20 protein-coding genes are annotated in these 21,051 nt (G+C 60.5%); 6 read left to right on the top strand and 14 right to left on the bottom strand.

Annotation, left to right across the window (positions count from 1 at the left end; genetic code table 11):
- Positions 1-35: 35 nt before the first annotated feature.
- The 10 genes from rimK to LCF60_RS16630 all read right to left on the bottom strand — a co-directional run bounded on the left by rimK (position 36) and on the right by LCF60_RS16630 (position 9,571).
- Positions 36-941: a 30S ribosomal protein S6--L-glutamate ligase gene (rimK, locus tag LCF60_RS16675; protein WP_363318427.1), complete on the bottom strand. Its 906-nt coding sequence runs from the start codon at positions 939-941 to the stop codon at positions 36-38.
- A 59-nt stretch (positions 942-1,000) separates the two neighbouring features.
- Entirely contained in the window at positions 1,001-1,111 is a 111-nt protein-coding gene (locus LCF60_RS16670; RefSeq protein ID WP_292293284.1) for a hypothetical protein, read from the bottom strand.
- The gene (locus LCF60_RS16665; protein WP_292293282.1) at positions 1,063-1,392 is read right to left on the bottom strand and encodes a RimK/LysX family protein; all 330 of its coding nucleotides are present in this window, start codon (positions 1,390-1,392) and stop codon (positions 1,063-1,065) included. Before LCF60_RS16665 ends, LCF60_RS16670 begins: the two co-directional genes overlap by 49 nt.
- Positions 1,393-1,671: 279 nt before the next feature.
- A complete protein-coding gene (locus LCF60_RS16660; protein ID WP_292293281.1) occupies positions 1,672-2,508 on the bottom strand; it encodes a DUF481 domain-containing protein in 837 nt (278 codons plus the stop codon).
- 139 nt (positions 2,509-2,647) lie between these two features.
- Positions 2,648-3,577, bottom strand: a complete 930-nt coding sequence (locus LCF60_RS16655; protein WP_292293280.1) for a LysR family transcriptional regulator — start codon at positions 3,575-3,577, stop codon at positions 2,648-2,650.
- 356 nt (positions 3,578-3,933) lie between these two features.
- The gene (locus tag LCF60_RS16650) at positions 3,934-4,368 is read right to left on the bottom strand and encodes a phosphate-starvation-inducible PsiE family protein (protein WP_292293279.1); all 435 of its coding nucleotides are present in this window, start codon (positions 4,366-4,368) and stop codon (positions 3,934-3,936) included.
- A gap of 593 nt (positions 4,369-4,961) precedes the next feature.
- Positions 4,962-6,854 (bottom strand): ABC transporter ATP-binding protein, encoded by a 1,893-nt coding sequence (locus LCF60_RS16645; RefSeq protein ID WP_292293277.1) that lies wholly within the window; start codon positions 6,852-6,854, stop codon positions 4,962-4,964.
- Entirely contained in the window at positions 6,851-8,623 is a 1,773-nt protein-coding gene (locus tag LCF60_RS16640; RefSeq protein ID WP_292293276.1) for an ABC transporter ATP-binding protein, read from the bottom strand. Before LCF60_RS16640 ends, LCF60_RS16645 begins: the two co-directional genes overlap by 4 nt.
- 428 nt (positions 8,624-9,051) lie before the next feature.
- Positions 9,052-9,186, bottom strand: coding sequence for a hypothetical protein (locus tag LCF60_RS16635; RefSeq protein ID WP_292293274.1), 135 nt, complete (start codon positions 9,184-9,186; stop codon positions 9,052-9,054).
- A 178-nt stretch (positions 9,187-9,364) separates the two neighbouring features.
- Positions 9,365-9,571, bottom strand: coding sequence for a hypothetical protein (locus LCF60_RS16630; protein ID WP_292293273.1), 207 nt, complete (start codon positions 9,569-9,571; stop codon positions 9,365-9,367).
- A 43-nt stretch (positions 9,572-9,614) separates the two neighbouring features.
- Here LCF60_RS16630 and LCF60_RS16625 point away from each other — a divergent pair, with 43 nt between their 5' ends.
- The 5 genes from LCF60_RS16625 to LCF60_RS16605 all read left to right on the top strand — a co-directional run bounded on the left by LCF60_RS16625 (position 9,615) and on the right by LCF60_RS16605 (position 14,533).
- On the top strand, positions 9,615-10,868 hold the full coding sequence (locus tag LCF60_RS16625; RefSeq protein ID WP_292293272.1) for a protein-L-isoaspartate(D-aspartate) O-methyltransferase: 1,254 nt from the start codon (positions 9,615-9,617) through the stop codon (positions 10,866-10,868).
- A gap of 77 nt (positions 10,869-10,945) precedes the next feature.
- Positions 10,946-11,707: a PRC-barrel domain-containing protein gene (locus LCF60_RS16620; protein WP_292293271.1), complete on the top strand. Its 762-nt coding sequence runs from the start codon at positions 10,946-10,948 to the stop codon at positions 11,705-11,707.
- A 123-nt stretch (positions 11,708-11,830) separates the two neighbouring features.
- Positions 11,831-13,630 (top strand): SLC13 family permease, encoded by a 1,800-nt coding sequence (locus LCF60_RS16615; RefSeq protein ID WP_292293270.1) that lies wholly within the window; start codon positions 11,831-11,833, stop codon positions 13,628-13,630.
- Positions 13,631-13,925: 295 nt separating this feature from the next.
- Complete coding sequence (locus LCF60_RS16610) at positions 13,926-14,201, top strand: hypothetical protein (RefSeq protein ID WP_292293269.1); 276 nt, start codon at positions 13,926-13,928, stop codon at positions 14,199-14,201.
- Positions 14,201-14,533 (top strand): type II toxin-antitoxin system RelE/ParE family toxin, encoded by a 333-nt coding sequence (locus LCF60_RS16605; protein WP_292293267.1) that lies wholly within the window; start codon positions 14,201-14,203, stop codon positions 14,531-14,533. Before LCF60_RS16610 ends, LCF60_RS16605 begins: the two co-directional genes overlap by 1 nt.
- Before the next feature lie 42 nt (positions 14,534-14,575).
- Here LCF60_RS16605 and LCF60_RS16600 read toward each other — a convergent pair whose 3' ends face one another.
- From LCF60_RS16600 to LCF60_RS16590, 3 genes are all read right to left on the bottom strand, one after another.
- Positions 14,576-14,851, bottom strand: coding sequence for a hypothetical protein (locus LCF60_RS16600; protein WP_292293266.1), 276 nt, complete (start codon positions 14,849-14,851; stop codon positions 14,576-14,578).
- A gap of 457 nt (positions 14,852-15,308) precedes the next feature.
- Positions 15,309-16,331: an inositol 2-dehydrogenase gene (gene iolG / locus LCF60_RS16595; protein WP_292293264.1), complete on the bottom strand. Its 1,023-nt coding sequence runs from the start codon at positions 16,329-16,331 to the stop codon at positions 15,309-15,311.
- Positions 16,331-17,932 carry a GMC family oxidoreductase N-terminal domain-containing protein gene (locus tag LCF60_RS16590; protein ID WP_292293263.1) on the bottom strand — a complete coding sequence of 534 codons (1,602 nt, stop codon included), beginning with the start codon at positions 17,930-17,932 and terminating at the stop codon, positions 16,331-16,333. Before LCF60_RS16590 ends, iolG begins: the two co-directional genes overlap by 1 nt.
- A gap of 478 nt (positions 17,933-18,410) precedes the next feature.
- Here LCF60_RS16590 and LCF60_RS16585 point away from each other — a divergent pair, with 478 nt between their 5' ends.
- On the top strand, positions 18,411-19,796 hold the full coding sequence (locus LCF60_RS16585; RefSeq protein ID WP_292293261.1) for an extracellular solute-binding protein: 1,386 nt from the start codon (positions 18,411-18,413) through the stop codon (positions 19,794-19,796).
- A gap of 54 nt (positions 19,797-19,850) precedes the next feature.
- On the opposite strand, the gene LCF60_RS16580 is transcribed toward LCF60_RS16585, so the two are convergent.
- Positions 19,851-20,840: a sugar ABC transporter substrate-binding protein gene (locus LCF60_RS16580; RefSeq protein ID WP_292293260.1), complete on the bottom strand. Its 990-nt coding sequence runs from the start codon at positions 20,838-20,840 to the stop codon at positions 19,851-19,853.
- Between the last annotated feature and the right edge of the window lie 211 nt (positions 20,841-21,051).

Genomic DNA, 21,051 nt, shown 5'->3' with positions numbered 1-21,051 from the left:
CTCGCCCCCGATGTCGAATGCGGCACGCTTCTGCATCAGCCCCTGCCTTTGGTCTTGGTTGAATGCGGTTTGGCGTTCTTTTCAAGAAACTCGATCATCTTGCCCGCGATATCCAAGCCCGTTGCCTTTTCCACGCCCTCCAGACCCGGCGATGAGTTTACCTCCATCACCACCGGCCCGTGATTTGCGCGCAGCATATCGACGCCGCATGCGTTCAGCCCCATCGCCTTTGCCGCACGCACGGCGGTCGAGCGTTCTTCGGGGGAGAGTTTGACCACTGCCGCAGATCCGCCGCGATGCAGGTTGGACCGGAACTCGCCTTCGGCGCCGCTCCGTTTCATCGCAGCGATCACCCGGCCTCCGACCACAATGGCACGGATATCCGTCCCCCCGGCTTCTTTTATGAACTCCTGCACAAGGATGTTGGTGTTGGTTGACCGGAACGCTTCGATCACCGACTTCGCCGACCGGTTCGTGTCGGCCAGAACCACGCCCAAGCCTTGCGTGCCTTCCAGGAGCTTGATGACCACTGGAGTGCCTCCTGCCAGCTCGACAACCTCGTCCGCGACTTTCGGATCATGGGCGAAGGTTGTCACCGGCAAGCCAATTCCGTCGCGCGCCAGAAGTTGCATGGAACGCAACTTGTCCCGTGATCGCCCGATTCCGACGCTTTCGTTCAGGGGATACACGCCCATCATCTCAAATTGGCGCAGAACGGCCGTCCCGTAGAACGTAACCGAAGCGCCGATCCGCGGGATGACCGCATCATATCCTTCGAGCTTTTCGCCGTTGTAGAAAATCTCGGGGCGGCGCGAGGCGATATTCATGTAACAACGAAGGGTATTGATGATGTCGATTTCATGCCCCCGTTTTTCCGCCGCCTCAACTAGGCGCTTATGCGAATAGAGGTCGGCGTTTCTTGCGAGCATGGCAATTTTCATGATGTTTTCCTAAGTTTTTGGAGGAGGTCTGCCGGAATTGGCGTCGTAAGATTCCTCTTCTAGGGATTTACAAGGATCGAATGCTTGAGCAGGGCCGTGCGGCCAGTGATCATGCGAAACTTCATCTCCGTGCGCTTTGTGAGCGAAAGGGCAATTGTCCAAAGGCGCATCGAAATCCGAAGTTTGGTTCGAATGACGATGCGCGTCTCGGGACGCCGTTGGTGTTCTTTTCGTCCCGCCGGTCTTGGATCAGGCATTCGACATCGGTGTAGCGCGCGTCATCATCGAACCGGGTTTGAAACCGGACCCACGGCACGCCACGGCGGACAAAGGTGTCAATATGCGTCGAATGCAGGCCAGAAGTCCGCGCCACAGTATCGATTTTCGCTTTGAGGTTGGTTAGTCCCAGAAGCTGCGGGTGGACCCGCTCCTGCCAGCCGACAACGAGCATATGTGTCGTCTCCAGTTTCCGCGTGAAACTCCAACATGACAGCTTTGAACGTTAGTGCCAACTCGCTCACCTCGATCCCGAAAGCCGTCTTTGGCGGAAAGGCAGCACCGTTCGCATGGCTGACCTCGGCACGTCGCCGACGCGACGCTCCAACTGGGGAGGCGCTCATGCGACACTGGAAGCGTTGCTAGCGATCCCAAATCACAGTCTCGACACAGTAGAAAACAAAAAAAGGGGCGGATTGCTCCGCCCCAAGTTTACATGAGGATCTTCGCTAGATCAGTTGAACGAGTAGACCAGCGAAACGCCGTAGGTGTTGTCATAGTGATCGACGCCACGTGCCACTTCCGAGTGGTACTCGGTCAGGATGCTTGTGCGCAGCGCCACGCTGTTGGTCATCGATACGTTCAGTGCGAGATCGTTGAACACCACGGTGTCGGATTCCGACCAGATCACATCGGTGTCATTGGTCAGAAACACTGTGTCCGTTAGCTTGTGCGCATAGTCCGAGCTGATACCGAAGGCACCTTCGTCGATGTCGCCGCGAGTCACGTCGGAAATCTCGGCAAAGCGGTAGCCGGGGCCACCCTGAACCGACCACTGGCGGGTGTCTTCGTTGAAGATGCGGTAGCCCGCGCCGAGGCTCAGGAAGGTGTCGGTTTCGTACTCAGAGAACTCGTCGACCGATCCCTGCACCTTGGCAAAGCCGAACACTACCGGGGTGAAATCACGTGTGTATTCGAGGTCGTAAAACAGGCTTTCCTCGGTCTTGTCGCCGTCATCTTCGCCGTAGACGTAGTTCAATTGAAGCTCGATTCCGTTCGGGCCCCAGACATAGTTCAGGTCCGAGCCGATGCCGATGTCGAGGCTGTCGGTGTTGCCGGTGGAGGCGATGCCGCGCACCGCGATGGAGCCATCAAAGCCCTGCGGACGGCCTTCGTTGCCGAACCGGTCCAGATCGCGCTCTGCATCGTCTTCGATGGCCTCGAGCAGGTCTTCATTGCGGTCGGCGGCGACGGAGTCGCGTCCGACGAGGGTTTGCGCGGATACGGAGGTCGCGGATAGGGCGGCGACCAATGCCAGGGTCCCGACACCAGATTTCACGAGAGTGTTCATGGGTCTATTCCTTTCCCAAAAAAAGCTGACCCGCCCCCCGGAACGGTTGCCGGTTGATCGGGAGCATCTCTGCTGTCCGGGGATATAAAGACCAGATTAAGGCGAGAGAAATTCGAATTAATCGGGTGTGAGGCGAGAATTACTCACTTGTAGTTTTAGAGTGCAACACAGTTTCGGCCACATCGATGGGGGTGATCCGTTCGACGACGGATTCCTGATCTTTTTCAGCGTTTTGCACCACGTCGGCTAGGGTGCGGCGCGCAAGCCTGGCAAGGTCGGGGGGCAGATCCTCGCGCCAGATCACCCAAGACGGATATGCAAACCGTGGCGCGTCGGCCACAATATGCAGATGACCGGCATCGAGATGACGCTTGACCGACCGGGCGGGCAGGAACGCGGCGGCCCGGCGGTTGACGATATAGTCCGTGGTCAGCGCCCCAAGCGCCATGGAGCGCCCGGAATCGGTCAGGTGCGGCAGCGCGATGGCAAGCGCATGGGTGAATTCAGGGCCCCAGTCGACCGAAACGAAGGCTTGACCCAGATCGAGCGTCGCCCCCGGCCAAGAGGCCACGAGGATCAACTCGTCATCCAACGCCGGTTCGACGATCAGCCCTGGGCGCAATTGCGGCGTATAAAGCAGTGCGGCCTGAATCACGCCTTCGACCAGAAACCGCATGATGCGGTCACTCATGCCCAGTTCGCAATGCACGCTCAGCTCCGGCATCTCGGCCTGCATCGCGTCGAGCCAGCGGAACCCCAGCCGGGGCCAGAGCGAATATTGTGCCCCGATGGAAATGGCGCGGCTGTAGCCCTCGGGAATGGCGATCTGCTGCCGCGCCTCTTCCCAGAGTTTCAGCAAGCTGAGCGCGTAGGGTTCGAATTGCTTGCCTTCCGGTGTCAGCGAAGCGCCCGCTTTCGAGCGAATAAAAAGGGCGTGTCCGAGACTGCCTTCCAGGCGCTGGATCCGCAGGCTGACGGCCGATTGGGTGACGAACAATCGGTTACACGCAGCAACGAATGATCCGGTGTTGGCCACTTCGAGGAAGGTCTTGATGAGAGTAATGTCCAAGTCGGTCTTCCATGAGCATTTTTTATCACAAGCACCATTAATATTCGCTTTTCACAAAAACGCACGGCCTGTAGCAACAATCCTGCGGAGTTGAGGGCGGTGTACAGGAGGTTACTCCAAACGCCGGTTTTCACTACCTCGGCCTCAACTTCGCAGAATAGCGCCCCAAGGACTTTTTGCTTTTCACGAAGAAGCGCAAGTTACTCAACAGAAAATGCATTATAGTTCATAGTTGCTGACCTAAATCGGATCGCTCCTTCGCGGCCGCGCAATATCAGTGCTGGGTTCCGGGTAGGATTCCGGTCGACTGCGAGACCAGGCGGCATCGCAGCACTCCCTTTTCCAATAAATGCAGATTATTCCTGGCGGTCACGTTTCGGGTCCATGTACATGATCAGCACAAGTGAAGCGGCCAACGCCAGCACTGCAGCCGCCAAGGCAAAGAGCAAGGCAGGATCCGCGGCTTCCAACTCGATCAGGATCAGCTTTCGCACTACCGCCAAAAGGCCGATGACGAGGATGATCCGTACTTGCATCAAGCCTCGGTGTCCCTCGACCAACAACAGAACCGATCTTGCCAGTTCCAGTGCGATGACCGCAGCAAGCAAACGGTCGAATAGCGTCTGAAAAGTCACGTAGCCTATATCGACGAGAGGATCGGATGACACGATATATGTCAGTCGCAAAAATGACCAGGCAGCAAGGCCGATCACAACAACCATGCCAATGAGCAGAAGCGCGGAGATCAGCCGCTCGAAGAACTCGAATAACAAATGGACTGTATTGTTCATTCTCCCCGCTCTGCCGACTTTCGTCGAGCAAATCAAGACCGCTTCTCCTTGACATACGAGTTGGTCAAACTCCGGTTTAGCGGCGAACCGGAAGTCTTTCTCTGGGTCCACAACCTGACGCTTGGTTTTGCATCGGCTTGGGAAACCTGCGAGATTACGGAAAAGGGGTTCTGGGATCGTGATGCCTGCAACCAATGCCAGTCCGCACTCCGCAATTCCTACTCGGTGCCAGCCACCGCCGCTCCGCCCTCGCGGTCCGTTACCATCGGCTCGAAGCACTCGAGGCGTGGAACTGCGCGGCAAATGCCGCTTGATCACGAACTGGCACGACAACTTGCAGACCGGGGAAGTTCACGTGATATCTCCCAAGCAGCGCATGCGGGTCGGCCGGGCCGCCGCCGGTCCTGCCGAAGGCGGCGATCCGGCTCCTCCAGATTGTCCTGCAGGCAACCGGAGCGGTTGAAGCCCGGTTGCCTTGGTCCGGGTTTGCACGCGGCCGGACAGAGCCCGCGCGCCTCGGGGTTTCTTTGTTCAAGCTGACCCATCCCGACCCGCGGCCCGCTTCAAGCAAGCCGAGAAAACGGGATCGGAGCCTATGTCGCCGTGGCACGGTCGGCGTCGGTCAGCTCGTCGGGAATGTCATCGAAGCTGGCATAGTTCAGGTCGTAGAGCTTCGAGTAGAGGCCCCGCTGCGCCATCAGCGCGTCGTGGGTTCCCTCCTCGATCTTGACCCCCTGCTGGAGTACCACGATCCGGTCCGCGTTGCGGATCGTCGCGAGCCGATGCGCGATTACCAGGCCCGTCCGCCCCTCCAGCAGGCGCTGCAAGGCGCGCTGGATCTGCATTTCGGTGTAGCTGTCGATGTTGGCCGTCGCCTCGTCCAGCACCAGGATCTTCGCATCCGCCGCCAGCGCCCGGGCAAAGCTCAGAAGCTGGCGCTGACCGAGACTGAGGTTGGAGCCGCGTTCGTCCAGCATTGCGTCGTAGGCCCCTGGCATCGCCGCGATGAAGTCATGCGCGCCGACGGCCCGGGCCGCCGCGATCACGTCCTCGTCCGAGGCCCAGTATGACGAATAGCGGATGTTCTCCATCACCGTGCCGGTGAATAGATAGGGTTCCTGCAGGACCATGGCGATGTGCCGACCGAGGCTTTCCTGGGTGACGCCTCGCACGTCACGTCCGCCGACCAGAACGGCACCCTCCTGCACGTCATAGAACCGGTGGATCAGAGAGATGGAGCTGGACTTGCCCGATCCGGTGGGACCGACTAGCGCCACGCGCTCGCCCGAGGCTACGGCAAAGCTGACATCCTTGAGCACCGGGATCGCAGGGTCGTAGCCGAAGGTGACATTCCTGAACTCGACGGATCCGTCGTCCACGGGGCCGAGCGGCACGGCATCCGGTGCGTCGGTGACATCCACCTCCACGTCCAGCACCTCTGTCAGCCGGTGCCCCGAGGCCATGGCCCGCTGCATCACCGAATACTGCATGGTCAGAGAGCGGATCGGGTCGAAGAATCGCTGCACGTAGAACAGGAAGGCGACCATGACGCCCACCTCGATCCGGCCCGAGGCGACCATCATGCCTCCCGCGACCACCACCACAGCCATGGCGATGCCGGTCAGGCTGTCGACGATCGGGATCATGATCTGCGCGAGACGGGAGGCCCGGAGTTGCGCCTGGTAGGTCCGGTTCGCCAGTTCGCCGTAAAGCTCGGCGTTCAGGCGGGCACGGTTCATCGCCTGCACGGCGCGAACCCCGTGGATCGCCTCGGCCAGGGCGTTGTTGGTGACCGAATTCGCCTCATGCGCCGCCATGAAGGCCGCGCGAGCCTTCGCCAACCACAGCACGCGCACGCCGAAAAGCACCGGCAGCACCATCAGCACGAGCCCCGCGAGTTGCCAATCGAGCCAGAGCATCACCCCGACGATGCCGACCAGCAGCGCGATGTCGCCCACCGACTGCACCGAGGTCTCGAGGAATTCCTGCATCGAGTTCACGTCGCCCTGAAGCCGTGACATCAGCCGCCCGACCTCGGTCTTGTCCATGAACGACAGCGAGACGTGCTGCAGGTGGCCGAACATCTTGCGGCGGATGTCAAAGAGCACATTCTCGGCCATCTGCCCGGTTACCCGCTCCTGCACGAGCGAGGCTGCATAGTTGATCGCGATGGCGACCCCGAACAGCGCGACGATCCCCGCCAGCAGCCCGCCGGGCGCCCCCGGGGCCATGCCGTGGTCGATGGCGTAGCGGATCAGCAGCGGGATGGTCAGCTGCGACAGGGTAAAGACCAGCACCGCGGCGACCGCGATCCAGACCCGGCGCCTGTAGGGTTCGACGAATTTCCAGATGCGGCTGACCACCTTGCCGTCGAAGACCCGGCCGAAGATGTCCTCCTCGATCCGGTTGGAACCCACCACCGCCCGCATCCGGGGCCGGCCGTCGTCGTGGGGATCGCGGGGCTCGCCCCTGCGGCTGGGGCTCATTGCGGCGCCTCCTTCTCCAGCACGTCCGCTTCGGGGTGCATCTGCAGATCGTGCAGCGCCTTGTAGCGGCCGCCGAGGGCGAGCAGCTCCTCATGCGTGCCGCGTTCGACGATTTGCCCGTCCTCCATGAACAGGATCCGGTCGGCGTGCTTCAGACTGGCCAGACGGTGCGCCACGATCACGGTGACGCGGTCAGTGGCATAGCCGCGCAGGGCAGTGCGGATACGGCTTTCGGTGCCGGCGTCGATGGCGGCGGTGCTGTCGTCGAAGATCAGCACTGCGGGCTCCGTCATCAGGGTGCGCGCGATCGACAGACGTTGGCGCTGCCCGCCCGAAAGGGACACGCCGCGCTCGCCCACCACGGTTCCGTACTGCTGCGGCAGGCCGAGAACGTAGTCGTGCAGCTGCGCGCTGTCTGCGACACCGCGGATGCGGCGTTCCTCGGTGAAGGGGGCGGCATAGGCGATGTTGTTCTCGATCGTGGTGGTGAACAGGAAGCTGTCCTGCTGGACAATGGCTACAGCCTCGCGGACCGAGCCGAGCGTGACATTGCGGAGGTCCTGGCCGTCGATGGTGATCGCCCCTTCGGTGGGGTCGTAGAACCGTGGGATGAGATGCATCAGCGTCGTCTTGCCGGCCCCGGGCGCGCCGAGGATGCCGATGGTCTCGCCGCGCTTCGCCTCGAAGGAGATGCCCGAGACGGCGCGCTGGCCTGAGGCACCCTGATAGCCAAAACCGACATTTTCGAGCCTGAGGGTTCCCTCGGTGACCTCGAGGTTTTTCGCATCCGGGGCGTCGTCGATCTCCACCGGCATGTCCAGCAGCTGGAACAGCCGAGTGCCGCAGGTCGATGCGCGGGCATAAGCATTGACCATCAGCCCCAATTGCCGGACCGGCATCTGCAGGATGGTCATGAAAGTCAGGAAGGTGGCGAGGGTGCCGACGGTGATCTCTCCGGCCGCGACCTGCCGGCCGCCGTAGAGCAAGACCAGCCCCATGGCCGCGAAGAAGGCCAGGGTCATGGCCGAGGTATTGCGCACCCGAACGTCGATCCGCTGATGGCTGTAGTCGAGCGCGTCCTTCGAGGAGGCGTCGAACTTGGCCATCTCGTGATCCTGCGCGGCAAAGGCCCGCACGACGCGGATACCGGCGAGGTTCTCTTCCATCACCTGGCTGAGCACGCCCAGCTTCTCCTGAAGGATCAGCCAGGTCCGCCGCAGAGTGAGCCGCATCACGGTACTGCGCCAGGCTGCGAAGGGCACGAAAGACAGGGCCAGCAGGCCCATCACCACATCCGTCGACAGCAGCAGCCAGGCACCGATCCCGATCAGCAAAGTCAGCAGCAGCGTCCGCACCAGCGCGGTGGAGAAATACATCCGCACCCCTTCGAGGTCGAGCATTCCCACGGTGATCAGATCACCCGAATGGGTGCGGTCGTGAAACGAGAAGGGCAGTCGCTGCACCTTGTCGTAGATCGCATTCCGCAGATCCTGGGCCAAGGCATGGCCGACCGATTCCGCCGAGTAGTTCTGTACCAGGGTGAAAAGCCCGCGCAGAACGCTCACGGCGAGAAGGGTCAGGGCGATCAGGACCAGCGCCCGAACGTCCGGGTTGTCGCGGTCCGCAGCCAACGTCTGGTCGATCGCGCGGCCCAGAATGAACGGAATTGCGAGCTGCATCAGAACCGCCGGCACCGTGGCCGCAAACGCCAGCCCTGCCCGCCATGGGTAGCGGAAACACATCGCAGTGATGCGGGCGACTGCGCCCACGCCTTTCTGCGGATCGATGCTTGCGGTTCTGCGGAACACCCGGTCGGGTGTAGCAGCGGCCTGGTTTGGCGGTGTCATTCCTGTCAAGCCGCGGTCGGTCGCCGCAGCCTCCTTTTTCGCGACACCCCCATTCCGGAGCGTCGTCTCATCGGGCCATAATTCCGAATAAGGAAATGGCTACCCGACCCGCTCGGAAGGTGAAAGGGCGGATTCGCGTTCCGCAACCAGAATCTCGTCGCCGGGCCACGCCTTGCATGTTGTCGCGTTGCCCTTAAATCAGTTCTACCTGAAATCTATTTGCGACCTCGGCGTTCGTGAGATTTTTGTATTGCTCTCGCCGGAGAAGAGCGCACGTGCGGCGCCAGGCCGATCACCGTGACGTTGCAGCTGCGGCCATCATCGGTTCCGATGCATGGGAACAGGACGTTTCAATCTCTGCTGTCTGACGTTTCAGCGGGCCCGTAGGGCGGATCGGTTTCTTCATCGACGATATAGACCAACCAGGCTGCGAGGCCGAGGGCAACCAGCAGGATGGCGAGTGCGAGAAGATATTTGAAGGCCATGAATTAGCTCCGTTTCGGGGTCTCGCAAAGGCAACCCGAACCCCGGCTGCCATGTTCCGGGGAGAAACTTGATGCTCGTATAGGTGCTGCCAACACCTTCCCTGAGGGATACTATGCCGACAACGCAGCTGCCGGCCTCATCAACCATGACAAGCCAGTTGTAGCTGTTTGCACCGGCTTACTCGACATGCTTGCGCTCAACCTGACAGACATAGGAAATTGCGGCTTCCGTCGCGAATGAGTCGCATCCCCCTATCATCAGGGGATTTCCGTCTTCCCCATCAATGGATGCCGTGAGATCTTGGAACTGACGGACAAACCAAAAGTTCTCCCAATACAACACCTTGGTTTGCAACCGCACTTCTGGAAGAGATTGCGCATCCATTGAGCAAGACGCTTTCAGCCGTGGCAGGCAAAAGAGCATAGACATGGCACCCTTAATTGACAGATCCAACCAGCGCGAAGCAATGGTGACCCGTCAGATTGCAGGTCGTGGCATCCGCGATCCGCATGTTCTGAACGCGATGCGCCACCTGCCGCGGGAGACCTTCGTCGCGGATGGTTTCGAGGAATTCGCCTGCGAGGACAGGCCGTTGCCGATCGGCCACGACCAGAGGATCTCGCAGCCTTATATCGTTGCGCTGATGGTTGAGGCTGCCGAAATCCGGCCCGGTGACAGTGTGCTGGAGATCGGTGCGGGGTCGGGCTATGCCGCTGCGGTGCTGGGCCATATCGTGGACAGCGTGCACACGGTCGAACGCCATGAACAGCTTGCCGAAACGGCGCGCGAAAATCTGGCGAAGGCGGGCGCCGACAATGTAGAAATTCATGTCGGGGACGGTACGCTGGGCTGGCCCGATGCCGCGCCCTACGATGCGATCCTTGTCGCCGCGGGTGGGCCGTCTGTTCCGGCCTCGCTCAAGCGCCAGTTGAAACCCGGTGGGCGTCTGGTCATTCCGGTGGGCGAAGGCGAAGAGGACAGTCCGCAGCGGCTGCGCAAGCTGGTGCGCACGGGAGCCGACGCATGGGATGACGCCGATATCGGCGGTGTCCGGTTCGTGCCCCTGATCGGCGCACAGGGCTGGACCGAGGATGGACGGCGCTCCGCATCCAACCACGTGCCGGGGCAAAACAGCGGCAAGTCGCTTCCGCAGATGATTGCGGATGCAGCGGACCCGCTGCCTGATATCGACGATCCCGAGTTCGGCGCGGACTTTGATCGCTATGCCGACAAGCGCGTTGTGCTCCTTGGCGAAGCCAGCCATGGCACGTCCGAGTTCTACCGCGCCCGCGCCGCCATCACCCGCCACCTGATCGAAAACCACGGCTTCACCATCGTCGCCGCCGCGACGGAGTGGGGTGGCGACATGGAGGTCAAAGAGGTGCGCCCCTCGCGGGGCGACAGCTTTGAACGGGTCTGCCACGATGCGGACGTGCCGCAGTTCCTGCTCGACCTCAAGCGCGACGACGCGGTGCGCCGGCGCTTGACCGAGCAGAAGCTCGAACGGTTCATCGGCGTGATCTACCGCCCGGAAACGGAACTCCAGAGTCACTACGCCGCGGCGTCACTGGCGCAGCAGTTCGATGCGTGGGTCTGGTTCGACGAAACCCGCGCGATCACCCCGCTGGATACCGACAAGACGCGTGACGGTGTGCCGGACACCTATCCGTTCGGTCTTTGACCGGGCGTCATCCCTGCCGTGCCGCGTCTGGTTTGACGGGACGGCGATCCAGGACCACCACGAAAGGAGACAGGATCATGCAACGCAGTTCCCTCATCACCGGATATCAGCTTCGCGCCAAGGACGGCACGATCGGCAGCATTGACGATCTGCTGTTCGATGAAAGTCATTTCGGCGTGCGATGGGTCGTCGTGGACACCGGAACATGGCTTCCCGGCCTCAAGGTCCTGCTGCCTCCAAGTGCCTTAAGTGACCCGGATACCGATGTGCGCGAGTATCCGGTCGATCTCGTCAAGGACCAGATCAAGGAAGCGCCGGGTCTCGCCAGTGACCAGCCGGTGTCTCGCCAGATGGAGACCGACATTTACGGCTACTATGGCTGGACGCCCTACTGGTACGGTGGGTTCGGCTACCCGGCACCTGGCGGGATGGTTCCGGCCGGTGCGATGCCGGTCACACCGCCTGTGTCGTCGGAAGACCCGAGGGATGTGCAGGCAGGTGATCTGGGTGATCCCCAACTGCGTAGCGCCAACGAGGTGACCGGCTATAACGTCGAAGCCACCGACGGAAGCATCGGTCATATCGAGGATGTCATGGTCGACGAGACCGATTGGGCGATCCGTTACCTTATGGTCGATACCAAGAACTGGTGGCCGGGCAAGAAGGTGCTCATTTCGCCGGACTGGCGGCGGGAGATCGTCTGGAGCGAGCAGAAAATCTATGTCGATGTCACCCGCGACAAGGTCAAGAACGCACCGGAATTCGACCCGAGCATGACCATCGACCGCGGGTACGAAGACAGCATTTTCGCGCATTACGGGTTCCGCCCCTACTGGTAAGTCGTACCGTCGAACAGACGCGGTCGCGCTCTGTCGCCGTGCCGTTTGCCGTGGTCGGGTCCGGGTGATCGGCGAGTCACCGCTTGCTCCGAGGCCAGCCAACGAGGAGACAGACCGATCGAGATGATACCCCTGACACAGGATCAGATGATCCTGATTGCCATCCTCGTGTCCGCGCTCATCGGCTTCGGCCTGACGAAGCTGCGCCACGACGTCGTTGCGCTATGCGCCCTGATCGCCAGTGTCGTGACGGGGTTGACCCCCTCAGACGAGGCCTTCGACGGCTTTGGCCATCCTGCGGTGATCACCGTGATCGGTGTGCTCCTCATCAGCACGGCATTGAAGAATTCCGGGGTTGTTGATCTGATCACGGCGCAGGTCGACGAGTTCTCGAAAAAGAAACTGACGCATCTGACCCACCTCGTGGGCAGCGTGACCTTCGCCTCCAGCTTCATGAACAATGTGGGCGCGCTGGCGCTGATGATGCCGGTCGCCATCCAGAGCGCGCGGTCGCGGGATCGGCCGCCCTCGATGTTCCTGATGCCATTGGCCTTCGGGTCAATGCTGGGGGGCATGATCACCCTGATCGGCACACCGCCGAACATCATCGTGGCAAACCTGCGCACCGACAAGGCAGCCGGGGCCGAACCTTTCGGGATGTTCGACTTCACTCCTGTCGGGCTTGTCGTGGCTGTCACCGGCTTCGTCTATCTCATCTTCGTGGGCTGGCGGCTGGTCCCACAGCGCCGCAGCCAGGACAGCGACAACGACACCGTTTTCTCCCGGCAGGATTTTATCGTGGAACTGTCGCTGACCGAGGAGTCCGATTACAATGGGCTGTCCGCCGGTGAAATCCAGAGCCGCCTGCCGGAAAACGCCAAGATGCTCGGAATCTTGGCGGATGACCGGATCATGCCGATCCGAAGGGTGCAGGTTGTGGGGCCGGACGATGTGATCCTCGCCCGGATCGACCATGACACGCTGGACCGGCTGATCAGTGATGACCTCTTTTGCATTCACCGCGAAGGGGCGGAAAAAGCGCTTGGCGATTACGACTGGTCCGATCAGGAACTTTCGGAATTCCTCGTGCCTGCTGACGCCCAGGCCATCGGGCTGACCTTGGGAAAACTCGACAGGATGATCGGCCGCGAGTCCGAAATCATCGCGTTGGCGCAACAGGGCCGACGGGTAAAGCAGCGGATCGCGACCCAGAAACTTGCAGCGGGGGATGTGTTCCTCGCTCAAGGCAGCGTCGAGACGCTGCGCGAATTGCCCGGCAGGTTCGGGGTGATCCCGCTGGGCCAGAAACAACGCAATCTTGGAGCGCCACGGCGCCTGATCGCCAGCCTCGTGATCTTCGGTGCAGCGGTCGCGCTGACCTCGACCGGGGCAATGAGTTCGTCCATGGCGTTCCTGACGGCGGTTCTAGGCATGGTTGCCATCGGTTCGCTCAGCCCGCTGGGACTGTATCAGCATATCGATTGGCCGCTGATCGTGCTGCTTGGGGCTTTGTTTCCCGTCGGCGATGCCATGGTGTCCACAGAGCTTGCGAATGTGCTGGCCGGAGCCATCGTTGCGAATGGGCAGGATATTCCGGTCTGGGCGCTGATCGCCATTCTCATGGCCATCACCATGCTCTTGTCGGACGTGATCAACAATGCGGCGACGGCGCTGGTGATGTCACCGATTGCCATACGGCTCGCGGACAACCTGTCCTTCTCGGCGGACCCGTTCCTGATGGCAGTCGCTGTTGGCGCTTCCTCGGCGTTTCTGACCCCGATCGGGCACCAATCCAACACGCTGGTTTTTACACGCGGTGGCTACCGGTTCGGCGATTATTGGCGACCCGGGCTGCCACTGGAAGTGTTGATCATCTTGGTCGCGACGCCGATGCTTCTTTACGTCTGGCCACTCAATCCGTGAATTGTGTCTCGCACATAGCTTTGGATAATCGACCGGACCGCGCAAAAAAACTCGCGCGGCCGCCTGAGTTGGTGGAATGGACGCCCCTAACCCCCATGCCGATGCGAGGCACAGCGGCAGTCGCAGGACGAGTTGCGGGAGGAATGCGCGACGGACCGAAGGGCCTTTCACTCCTGCGACATGGCCGCCGAGCAGGGCGGCCGGAGGACTTGGGCTTCGGACGCACAAACCCTTCAATCAACATTGCGAAACAAAGCTCGCAATGGTAGTCTACTGGAGCACCAAGGGAGATCCCATGAGCGTTCAAAAGCAATCCGTCAGTTTCACCGACACGGCCTACACCTTTGCCAAGGAACTGGTCGAAGCTGGAGAATACCCAAATGTGAGCGCGGCAGTCTCCGGTGAGTTGGCCAAAGCCAAAGCAGTGCGTGACCGTGAACGTACTTTGTTTGAGGCAGAAATAGAGCGCCGCCTATCTCTGCCATTCGATCAATGGGAACCTGTCGGCGAAGCCTCAGACGTTACTGCAGGCGCACGGGCGCATCTTGCCACAATCGCCCAAAAGATCTGATGCGTTTTGGCAGGCATCCGTTCTTCGAACGGGACCTTATCGGTATTGTTGATCATATTATCGAGGTGACCGACGGTGACGTTGCCGCAGCCGCCCGACGCCTGGATGAAGTCGATGCCCTTCTCCAGGCAATTGCTGTAAACCCGCTATCAGGCGTTCGGCTCGGCGGCAAACTGGACGGATGGATCGTACGCTATGGCGGCGCAGGCCACCGACTGACCATCGTACTCAAACCGGATGTAGACGCCGCGGAAATATTTCTCGCACTCGTCGCCTTCGGCGGTCGGGATTGGATGAAGCTCGCGTCGGCGCGGAGTTTGTTTGCCGATTAGCCCTACGGGCATGGTAATGCGCCACTGTGATGTTTCATGCGATCAGCTTTCCCTTTGGTCCAGATGCCCAGACATCAGCACAATGCGCCCAAAAGGATTGATCGTTGCGCAGTCGGCGTCACCATGAGCTAGACGGCATTTTATTTGAGGAATGTCGGTGGAGTGGGTATTTTGGAGCATGCGCCCACCGATTCCGACAACATGAGCCCACTTGTTCCGGGGCATCCGCCGACCAGTGCCGCGTTGCCGTGAGGCAGCGTGTTCCGGGTATCCGGTTTGAGGCATTTCGTTATTCATTTTGGCGATGGTTTTGCGCATGGATGCCCCCTCGAGTTCGAGGTGGTCGGCATTGTGGACTTTGGAGTCCAACATTGCAGCAAAGCGGAAACCAAAGATCGGCCTCGCTGTCTTGAAGCCAACGGGTCTTATTTGTGGGGGGCTCTCACCCGGTTTCCGACGACACCTAACGACTGCGGGAGGCCAAGACGTCCTCTCGGTTATCCGTTTAAGTATGGCCACGACTTTCGCCGGCGTGTCTTCTTCGTCGTCATCGCGTGGCTCAGGCGAGGAAAGTCGGGCAGTTTCGGCAAAGGTGGGAACCTTCATCATTCCACCCATTCTATCGCACCCCGTTCAGAGCGCGAGATTGTTCAGACTTTCATTGGGCTGCACATGCAGCTCTGCGCTTCGACATGGTAGCCGCGTTCCGCCATCCACGACAGTTTCAGGCCCAGATGGAGTCGTGCGAGCGTCGAAACAAACCGGTTTCTCGAGATCATTCCCGGAGGCATTGTTCGTAATCCGGTTTGATGGCGCTGCCGGTTTTTGCGGATTGCGAACAGGCAAGCGCGATGGCGAGCGCGGCGCGACCATCTTGTGCGGACGCGGATGGGTTCCGCTCGGTTGTCACTGCCGCATGGAACTCGTCGAGTGCATTGTAAAAGGATTGATCATAGCGTTCGAGAAAGAAGTGTTTGAGCGGCTCGCGAGCGACGGTGCGGGTCTTGTCCCAGCGTACGAGATTGTCGTCACGGTGGTTGAGCGTCTGCACCATCCCCTTGTCGCCAAAGACTTCCATCCGCTGGTCGAATCCGTAGGCACAGCTGCGGCTGTTGTTGATGTGAACGAGGGCTCCAGACGGCATCCTGAGCGTCGTCATGGTCATGTCGAAATCGCCCTCGGCGCCGATCCGGGCGTCGAACATGCAGGAGCCGGCCGCCATGACCTCGACCGGACGTTCGCCGGCAATCCAGCATATCAGGTCGATATCGTGGATCGTGGCATCGACGAAATATCCGCCTGAGGCCCGGACATAGTCGATCGGCGGTGGGCTGGGTTCGCGCGACCAACTCATCAGCATGGTGAGCCGCCCCACCTCGCCCCGCTTCACCGCCGCGCGCAGGGCCGCATTGTCCGGATCGAAGCGCCGGTTGAAACCCAGCATGAAGGGCACGGGGTGAGCGTCAAGCGCCGCCATGGCTCGGTCCACACGCTCAAGCGACTGATCAAGCGGCTTTTCGCAATAGATCGGCTTGCCCGCGCGGGCGGCGGCTTCGATATAGTCGACATGGGTGTCGGTCGGTGTGGCGATCACAACCGCGTCGACCTTTGGGTTGGCAAGCACCGCATCCAGATCGTCCATCGCGCACCCGCCATACTGCCCGGCGGCTTTTTCAGCCGATGTCATGCGGGGGTTATAGATGACCTCGAGCCGCAGACCGGGATGAGCGTTGATCTTCGGACCATAGACATGGGCCATGCGTCCGGTGCCCATGAGGGCCAGTCCAAGCGTCTGCATCAGGCAAGCTCCTTGACGTCTTCGAGGATCAAAGCGGCAGCTTTTTCGCCGATCATGATCGCGGCAGCATTGGTATTTCCGGTGACGATGCGTGGCATGATCGAGGCATCGGCGACGCGCAACCCGTCGATACCCTGGACCCGCAGGCGGGGGTCGACCACGGAATCGTCGTCCACTCCCATCTTGCAGGTGCCGACCGGGTGTAGAAGCGACAAGCCATTGGCGCGACAATAATCCAGCAATTCGGCCTCGGACTGCACATCTTTTCCTGGTGAAATCTCGTAATCCACGCAGTCGGCCATCGGCCGCGTCTGTGCGATCTTGCGTCCGAATTGCAGACCGGCAATCGCGGCGCGCCGGTCGGCTTCTTCCGAGAAGAAATTGAACTGGATCTCCGGCTGATCGGTGGGAGTCGGGCCGGAGATCCTGACATGCCCGCGGGAGGTGGGGCGCATGTGTTCGGCCAATATGGTGAAGCCCGAGAACGGGTGCGGCTTGAGCTGTTCGTTCGTGCACCAGGCCATGAAAGTGACCATCATGTCCGGGCGGTCGATCTCTGGTCCCGAGCAGATGAAGGTATTGGAGTAATTGCCGTTGTCGGCAAAGGGACCGCTGCGGAAGATCAAGTGACGCAGAAGTTGCAGCCCGCCCTTGAGCTTGTTGTTGTAAAGATCGTTGACGGTGGAATGGACCGTGGATCGGTATTCCGCGCCTATGCCGAAATGGTCTTGCAGGTTTCCGCCAACGCCCGGCAATTCGTGCTGCACCTCGATGCCGTGGCGCCTGAGCAGCGCGCCCGGACCGATCCCGGAGATTTGGAGGATCTGCGGCGAATTGAAGGTTCCGCCGCTCAGGATGATCTCGCGCCGTGCCCGTGCCTCATGTGTGCCTTGCCTGTCGGTCCAGCGGACACCCGTGGCGCGACGGCCCTCCAGAAGGATGCGTTCGACCATGGCGTAAAGCGTCAGGTCGATATTCCGTTTCGCAGCACCGCGCAGATAGCCTGCCGCCGTGCTCCAGCGCATGCCTTTTCTGGTTGTGGTTTGGACGTAACCGGTGCCTTCCTGCTGGGCACCGTTGAAATCATCGTTGCGCGGTACGCCAAGAGCTTCGGACGCGGCGTGAAAAGCTTCGCCAAGCGCATGTTCGGTGCGGATGTCCGACACCGCGACCGGGCCGCCGGTCCCGTGGAACGCATCCGCACCGCGTTCCTGGTCTTCACAGGATTTGAAATAAGGCAACACGCCCTCCCATCCCCAGCCCGTGCACCCAGCCGCTTCCCAACCGTCGAAATCCTGAGGTTGGCCACGCATGTAGATCATGCCGTTGATCGAACCGGTCCCACCCAGAACCTTGCCGCGCGGCTGGAACAGGCGGCGATTGTTCAGATGCGGCTCCGGCGCGCTTTCGTAGCACCAGTTCACGGAACGGTTGGCATAGAGCATCGAATAGCCAAGCGGGATGTGGATAAACGGGTTGCGATCCTTGCCGCCCGCCTCCAGCAGCAGCACCGAGTGCCCGGCTTCGCCCAGCCGACCGGCCACTGCACAGCCCGCGGAACCTGCGCCGATCACGATGTAGTCGTATTGCGTTTGCGCCATCGTCTTTTACCCTGACTGGTCTTGCCCGAGGACCGTCGCACGGGGCGAGCTTGTGGCAGAACACGCGAAATGTCAGATTTGGACGAACGGTAGCTGGCAAGCCGGAACCGCTTTGGGATCATGGTCCGGTGTATCCCGCCGGACCACAGGAGATGGCCTCATGACACGCGAGGAACTGTTGCGGATTCTGACTTTCGTGGAATCGAACCGCGAATTATCCGAAAAGCGCACAAGCCTTGCCAAGGTGGACCCGCGTTGGAATATCGTGGCCTACGCCATGCGTCGTCATCTGGAAGGCAAGTTGCTGACCGTGACCTCGGCGGCGATGGCGGCGGACGTGCCTTATGGCACAGCGATGCGGCGGATCACCGAGTTGATCGAGGAAGGACTGCTGCACAAACGGCCCAAATCGCGATCCGGAAAATCCTTTTCACTGCATCCCACGCGAAAACTCATCGCGGAATTCGAAAGCTTTGCCATGCAGCTCAAGGCGATGGTGGGCAACACCTTCGGGTTTACGACCGGCGACGGAGAAATGGGCGATTTCTATTTCGGCGGCTACTACATGGCCTCGCGGACGCTGCCATATCCCAGTGCCATGCGGATCGGAGTCGGGGTAGACCGAACGTTCCGGATTCTCAGCCCGATCGATCCGACCTTCAAGACGCTCAGCGAGTTTTCGTCGAATCTGGATGAGTTGTGCGGGACCAATATAGAGATCGTAAATCTCCCTCTGGACGAGCTGCATGGGGAGATCATGCGAAATGCCGGGCGGCAAGTCTCCAAATTCGACCTGATGGCTGTGGACCTTCCATGGATCGGGCAGTTGGCCACCGAAGGTGTGATCGAGCCGCTGGACGAAATCATGCGGGCAGAACGGTATAACCCATCCGATTTCCACAACGCAGCCTACAAAGGATCATCTTGGAACAACAACCAGTACGGCCTGCCGATCCAGCCGACTGCGGAACTGCTGTTCTGCCGCTCGGACCTCTTTGCCGAGGCCGGGCTGACCTGCCCGAGAACGACCGAAGAGCTTTTACTGGCGGCCCGGGTCTTGCATCGCTCAAGGTTCAATATGGCCGGGATCGTGATGAATTTCGGCCGCGGCACACCGATGGCCCACACCTTCATCCAGACACTCGCGGATTTCGGCCAGCCGATCATCAATCTCGATCCGCTGGGGGATGAATTCAATGTCGCCGAGATCGAAGGGGAGAACTATCGCCCGCAACTGAACACCGAAGCGGCGCGGGCCTCGGCGGAATTTTTACTGGAACTGGCGGAGTTTTCCCACAAAGATAGCCTGACCTGCAACTGGGATCGGCGGATCAACATTTTTTCGCGCGGCGAGGCGGTGATGACCTATGGCTGGAGTATCCGTGCCGCCGCCTTCGAGCTGAACGAGGACTCTCCCGCGCATGGAAATGTCAAGTTTATGCCGCATCCGCACGGACCGGGCGCGCCGACCGTGTCGCCAATCGGAGGGTTTTCGCTGGCGGTTCCTGCCGGACTCGACGATCAGCGCAAAAAGGCGTCCTGGAAGGTGATGGAGTATCTGACGCGACCAGAAATGCTGAAATGGTACGTCCTGAACGGCAACCTCACCAGCCCGCGCTTCTCGACCAGCGCCGACCCGGAGGTGCAGACCAGTTCTTCGCTGATCAGCGAAGTGGACGCCATGGAGCGGCGGGGGGAATTGCAGACCTGGCCGCGCCCTCCGATCCCTGAATTCAGCGACCTGTTGAGTGTATTGGGCGATGAGATCCACATGATGTTGCAAGGGGTTTTGACGGTCGAGCAGGCCCTGTCCCAATCACAGAACCGGATCGACGCGATCATGCGCGCGCGGGGGCATTATTGATCAGTCATACGGGCCGCGTCCCAAGACGCGGCCCGAAATGACACGAGACCGGGTTCACCAGGACGGGCGCTCGAAATCGTCCACGTTCTGCGGCAGCACCTTCGGCGTCTCGATGCCTTGCAGGTCCGGCACGTCGATGCCGTTAGCGACCTTTATCGCGGTCTGGATGGCCAGGATTGCGTCATCGACCGGGGATTGCTTGTTGGATCCCGAATGCCAACCGGCCTTCATCGCGTCCCAGCCTTCGCCGAACTGATTGCAGGTCACGACCTTGACCTCTCCCGGTTCCTTGCCGGCGCCCTGCAGTGCGCTGATCACGCCCAAGCCCATACCATCGTCAAAGGCATAGACCCCGTCGATCTCGTCGCCGAACTGGGTAAGGAACGTCTCCATCACGGTCTGCGCCTTCTCCCGGTTCCATTCTGCGGTCTGGCTGGCGAGAACGTTGATTCCGGGATAATCGTCCGCCATCTTGTCGAGGAAGCAGTTCTTGCGCAGGATTGAAACGGAGTATCCGGGCGTACCTTCGACCACCACGATATCGCCTTCGCCCCCGAGTGAATCTGCCAACATCTCGGCGGCTTGCTCGGCCTGAGCGCAATCGTCGGGGCCGGTATGGCCGACGACGTAGCGGCGTCCCGCTTCGCCGATCGGCGAGTTCGAAGTAATTACCGGGATCCCTGCGCGCGATGCGTTGCGGATCGCCGGAATAAGCGCATTCTGAGATGTGGGCCAGACCACCAGCGCGTCCATGTTTTGTGACGCCATATCCTGGATCTGGTCAAATTGCGTGGCCGGGTCGCCTTGCGGGTCCATCACGGTCGCCTGGATGCCAAGCTCCCGGCTATAGGCTTCGGCGGTTTCGGCATATTTTGCCTGATAGGCGTTGGAGCCGGGATAAAGCACGGTGATGCCGATCCGTGTCTCGGAAAGCGGCTTCTTGAGCTCTCCGTCAAGCCAGTCCGGCACATCCTGTGCTGTTACGGCACCTGCTGAGCAGACAACAGCGGTGGCGAGGGCCAGTGCTTTTGTGAATTTCGTCATGTTTTCCTCCTCTGGACACTGCCATTCCTCCTCTGTGCACGCCCCGTTGGCAGCGTTTCGGGGTGCTTGCCTCTGACTGTTCGGCAGAAGGGGGGCGCGCTCAATTGCTTAAATGTCCAAATCTGATTTTCGGTAATTTGCAACGAAGACCGACGTCAGAGCGCTGCTCGGAAGTCCTCCGGGCAAAGATTCATTTTGGACATAACGGTAG

The organism is Marivita sp. (assembly GCF_020055635.1).
In the GTDB taxonomy this organism is placed as follows: Bacteria; Pseudomonadota; Alphaproteobacteria; order Rhodobacterales; family Rhodobacteraceae; genus Marivita.
Note: the sequence above shows the minus strand (reverse complement) of the source record. Positions and strands in the feature narration are given on the sequence as shown.

What these genes read in the sequence shown, in the direction of transcription:
- rimK (WP_363318427.1), bottom strand. Translation starts at nt 941, where the DNA reads ATGAAAATTGCCATGCTCGCAAGAAACGCCGACCTCTATTCGCATAAG.
- LCF60_RS16670 (WP_292293284.1), bottom strand. Translation starts at nt 1,111, where the DNA reads ATGCGCCTTTGGACAATTGCCCTTTCGCTCACAAAGCGCACGGAGATG.
- LCF60_RS16665 (WP_292293282.1), bottom strand. Translation starts at nt 1,392, where the DNA reads ATGCTCGTTGTCGGCTGGCAGGAGCGGGTCCACCCGCAGCTTCTGGGA.
- LCF60_RS16660 (WP_292293281.1), bottom strand. Translation starts at nt 2,508, where the DNA reads ATGAACACTCTCGTGAAATCTGGTGTCGGGACCCTGGCATTGGTCGCC.
- LCF60_RS16650 (WP_292293279.1), bottom strand. Translation starts at nt 4,368, where the DNA reads ATGAACAATACAGTCCATTTGTTATTCGAGTTCTTCGAGCGGCTGATC.
- LCF60_RS16645 (WP_292293277.1), bottom strand. Translation starts at nt 6,854, where the DNA reads ATGAGCCCCAGCCGCAGGGGCGAGCCCCGCGATCCCCACGACGACGGC.
- LCF60_RS16635 (WP_292293274.1), bottom strand. Translation starts at nt 9,186, where the DNA reads ATGGCCTTCAAATATCTTCTCGCACTCGCCATCCTGCTGGTTGCCCTC.
- LCF60_RS16630 (WP_292293273.1), bottom strand. Translation starts at nt 9,571, where the DNA reads ATGGATGCGCAATCTCTTCCAGAAGTGCGGTTGCAAACCAAGGTGTTG.
- LCF60_RS16625 (WP_292293272.1), top strand. Translation starts at nt 9,615, where the DNA reads ATGGCACCCTTAATTGACAGATCCAACCAGCGCGAAGCAATGGTGACC.
- LCF60_RS16620 (WP_292293271.1), top strand. Translation starts at nt 10,946, where the DNA reads ATGCAACGCAGTTCCCTCATCACCGGATATCAGCTTCGCGCCAAGGAC.
- LCF60_RS16615 (WP_292293270.1), top strand. Translation starts at nt 11,831, where the DNA reads ATGATACCCCTGACACAGGATCAGATGATCCTGATTGCCATCCTCGTG.
- LCF60_RS16610 (WP_292293269.1), top strand. Translation starts at nt 13,926, where the DNA reads ATGAGCGTTCAAAAGCAATCCGTCAGTTTCACCGACACGGCCTACACC.
- LCF60_RS16605 (WP_292293267.1), top strand. Translation starts at nt 14,201, where the DNA reads ATGCGTTTTGGCAGGCATCCGTTCTTCGAACGGGACCTTATCGGTATT.
- LCF60_RS16600 (WP_292293266.1), bottom strand. Translation starts at nt 14,851, where the DNA reads ATGCGCAAAACCATCGCCAAAATGAATAACGAAATGCCTCAAACCGGA.
- iolG (WP_292293264.1), bottom strand. Translation starts at nt 16,331, where the DNA reads ATGCAGACGCTTGGACTGGCCCTCATGGGCACCGGACGCATGGCCCAT.
- LCF60_RS16590 (WP_292293263.1), bottom strand. Translation starts at nt 17,932, where the DNA reads ATGGCGCAAACGCAATACGACTACATCGTGATCGGCGCAGGTTCCGCG.
- LCF60_RS16585 (WP_292293261.1), top strand. Translation starts at nt 18,411, where the DNA reads ATGCAGCTCAAGGCGATGGTGGGCAACACCTTCGGGTTTACGACCGGC.
- LCF60_RS16580 (WP_292293260.1), bottom strand. Translation starts at nt 20,840, where the DNA reads ATGACGAAATTCACAAAAGCACTGGCCCTCGCCACCGCTGTTGTCTGC.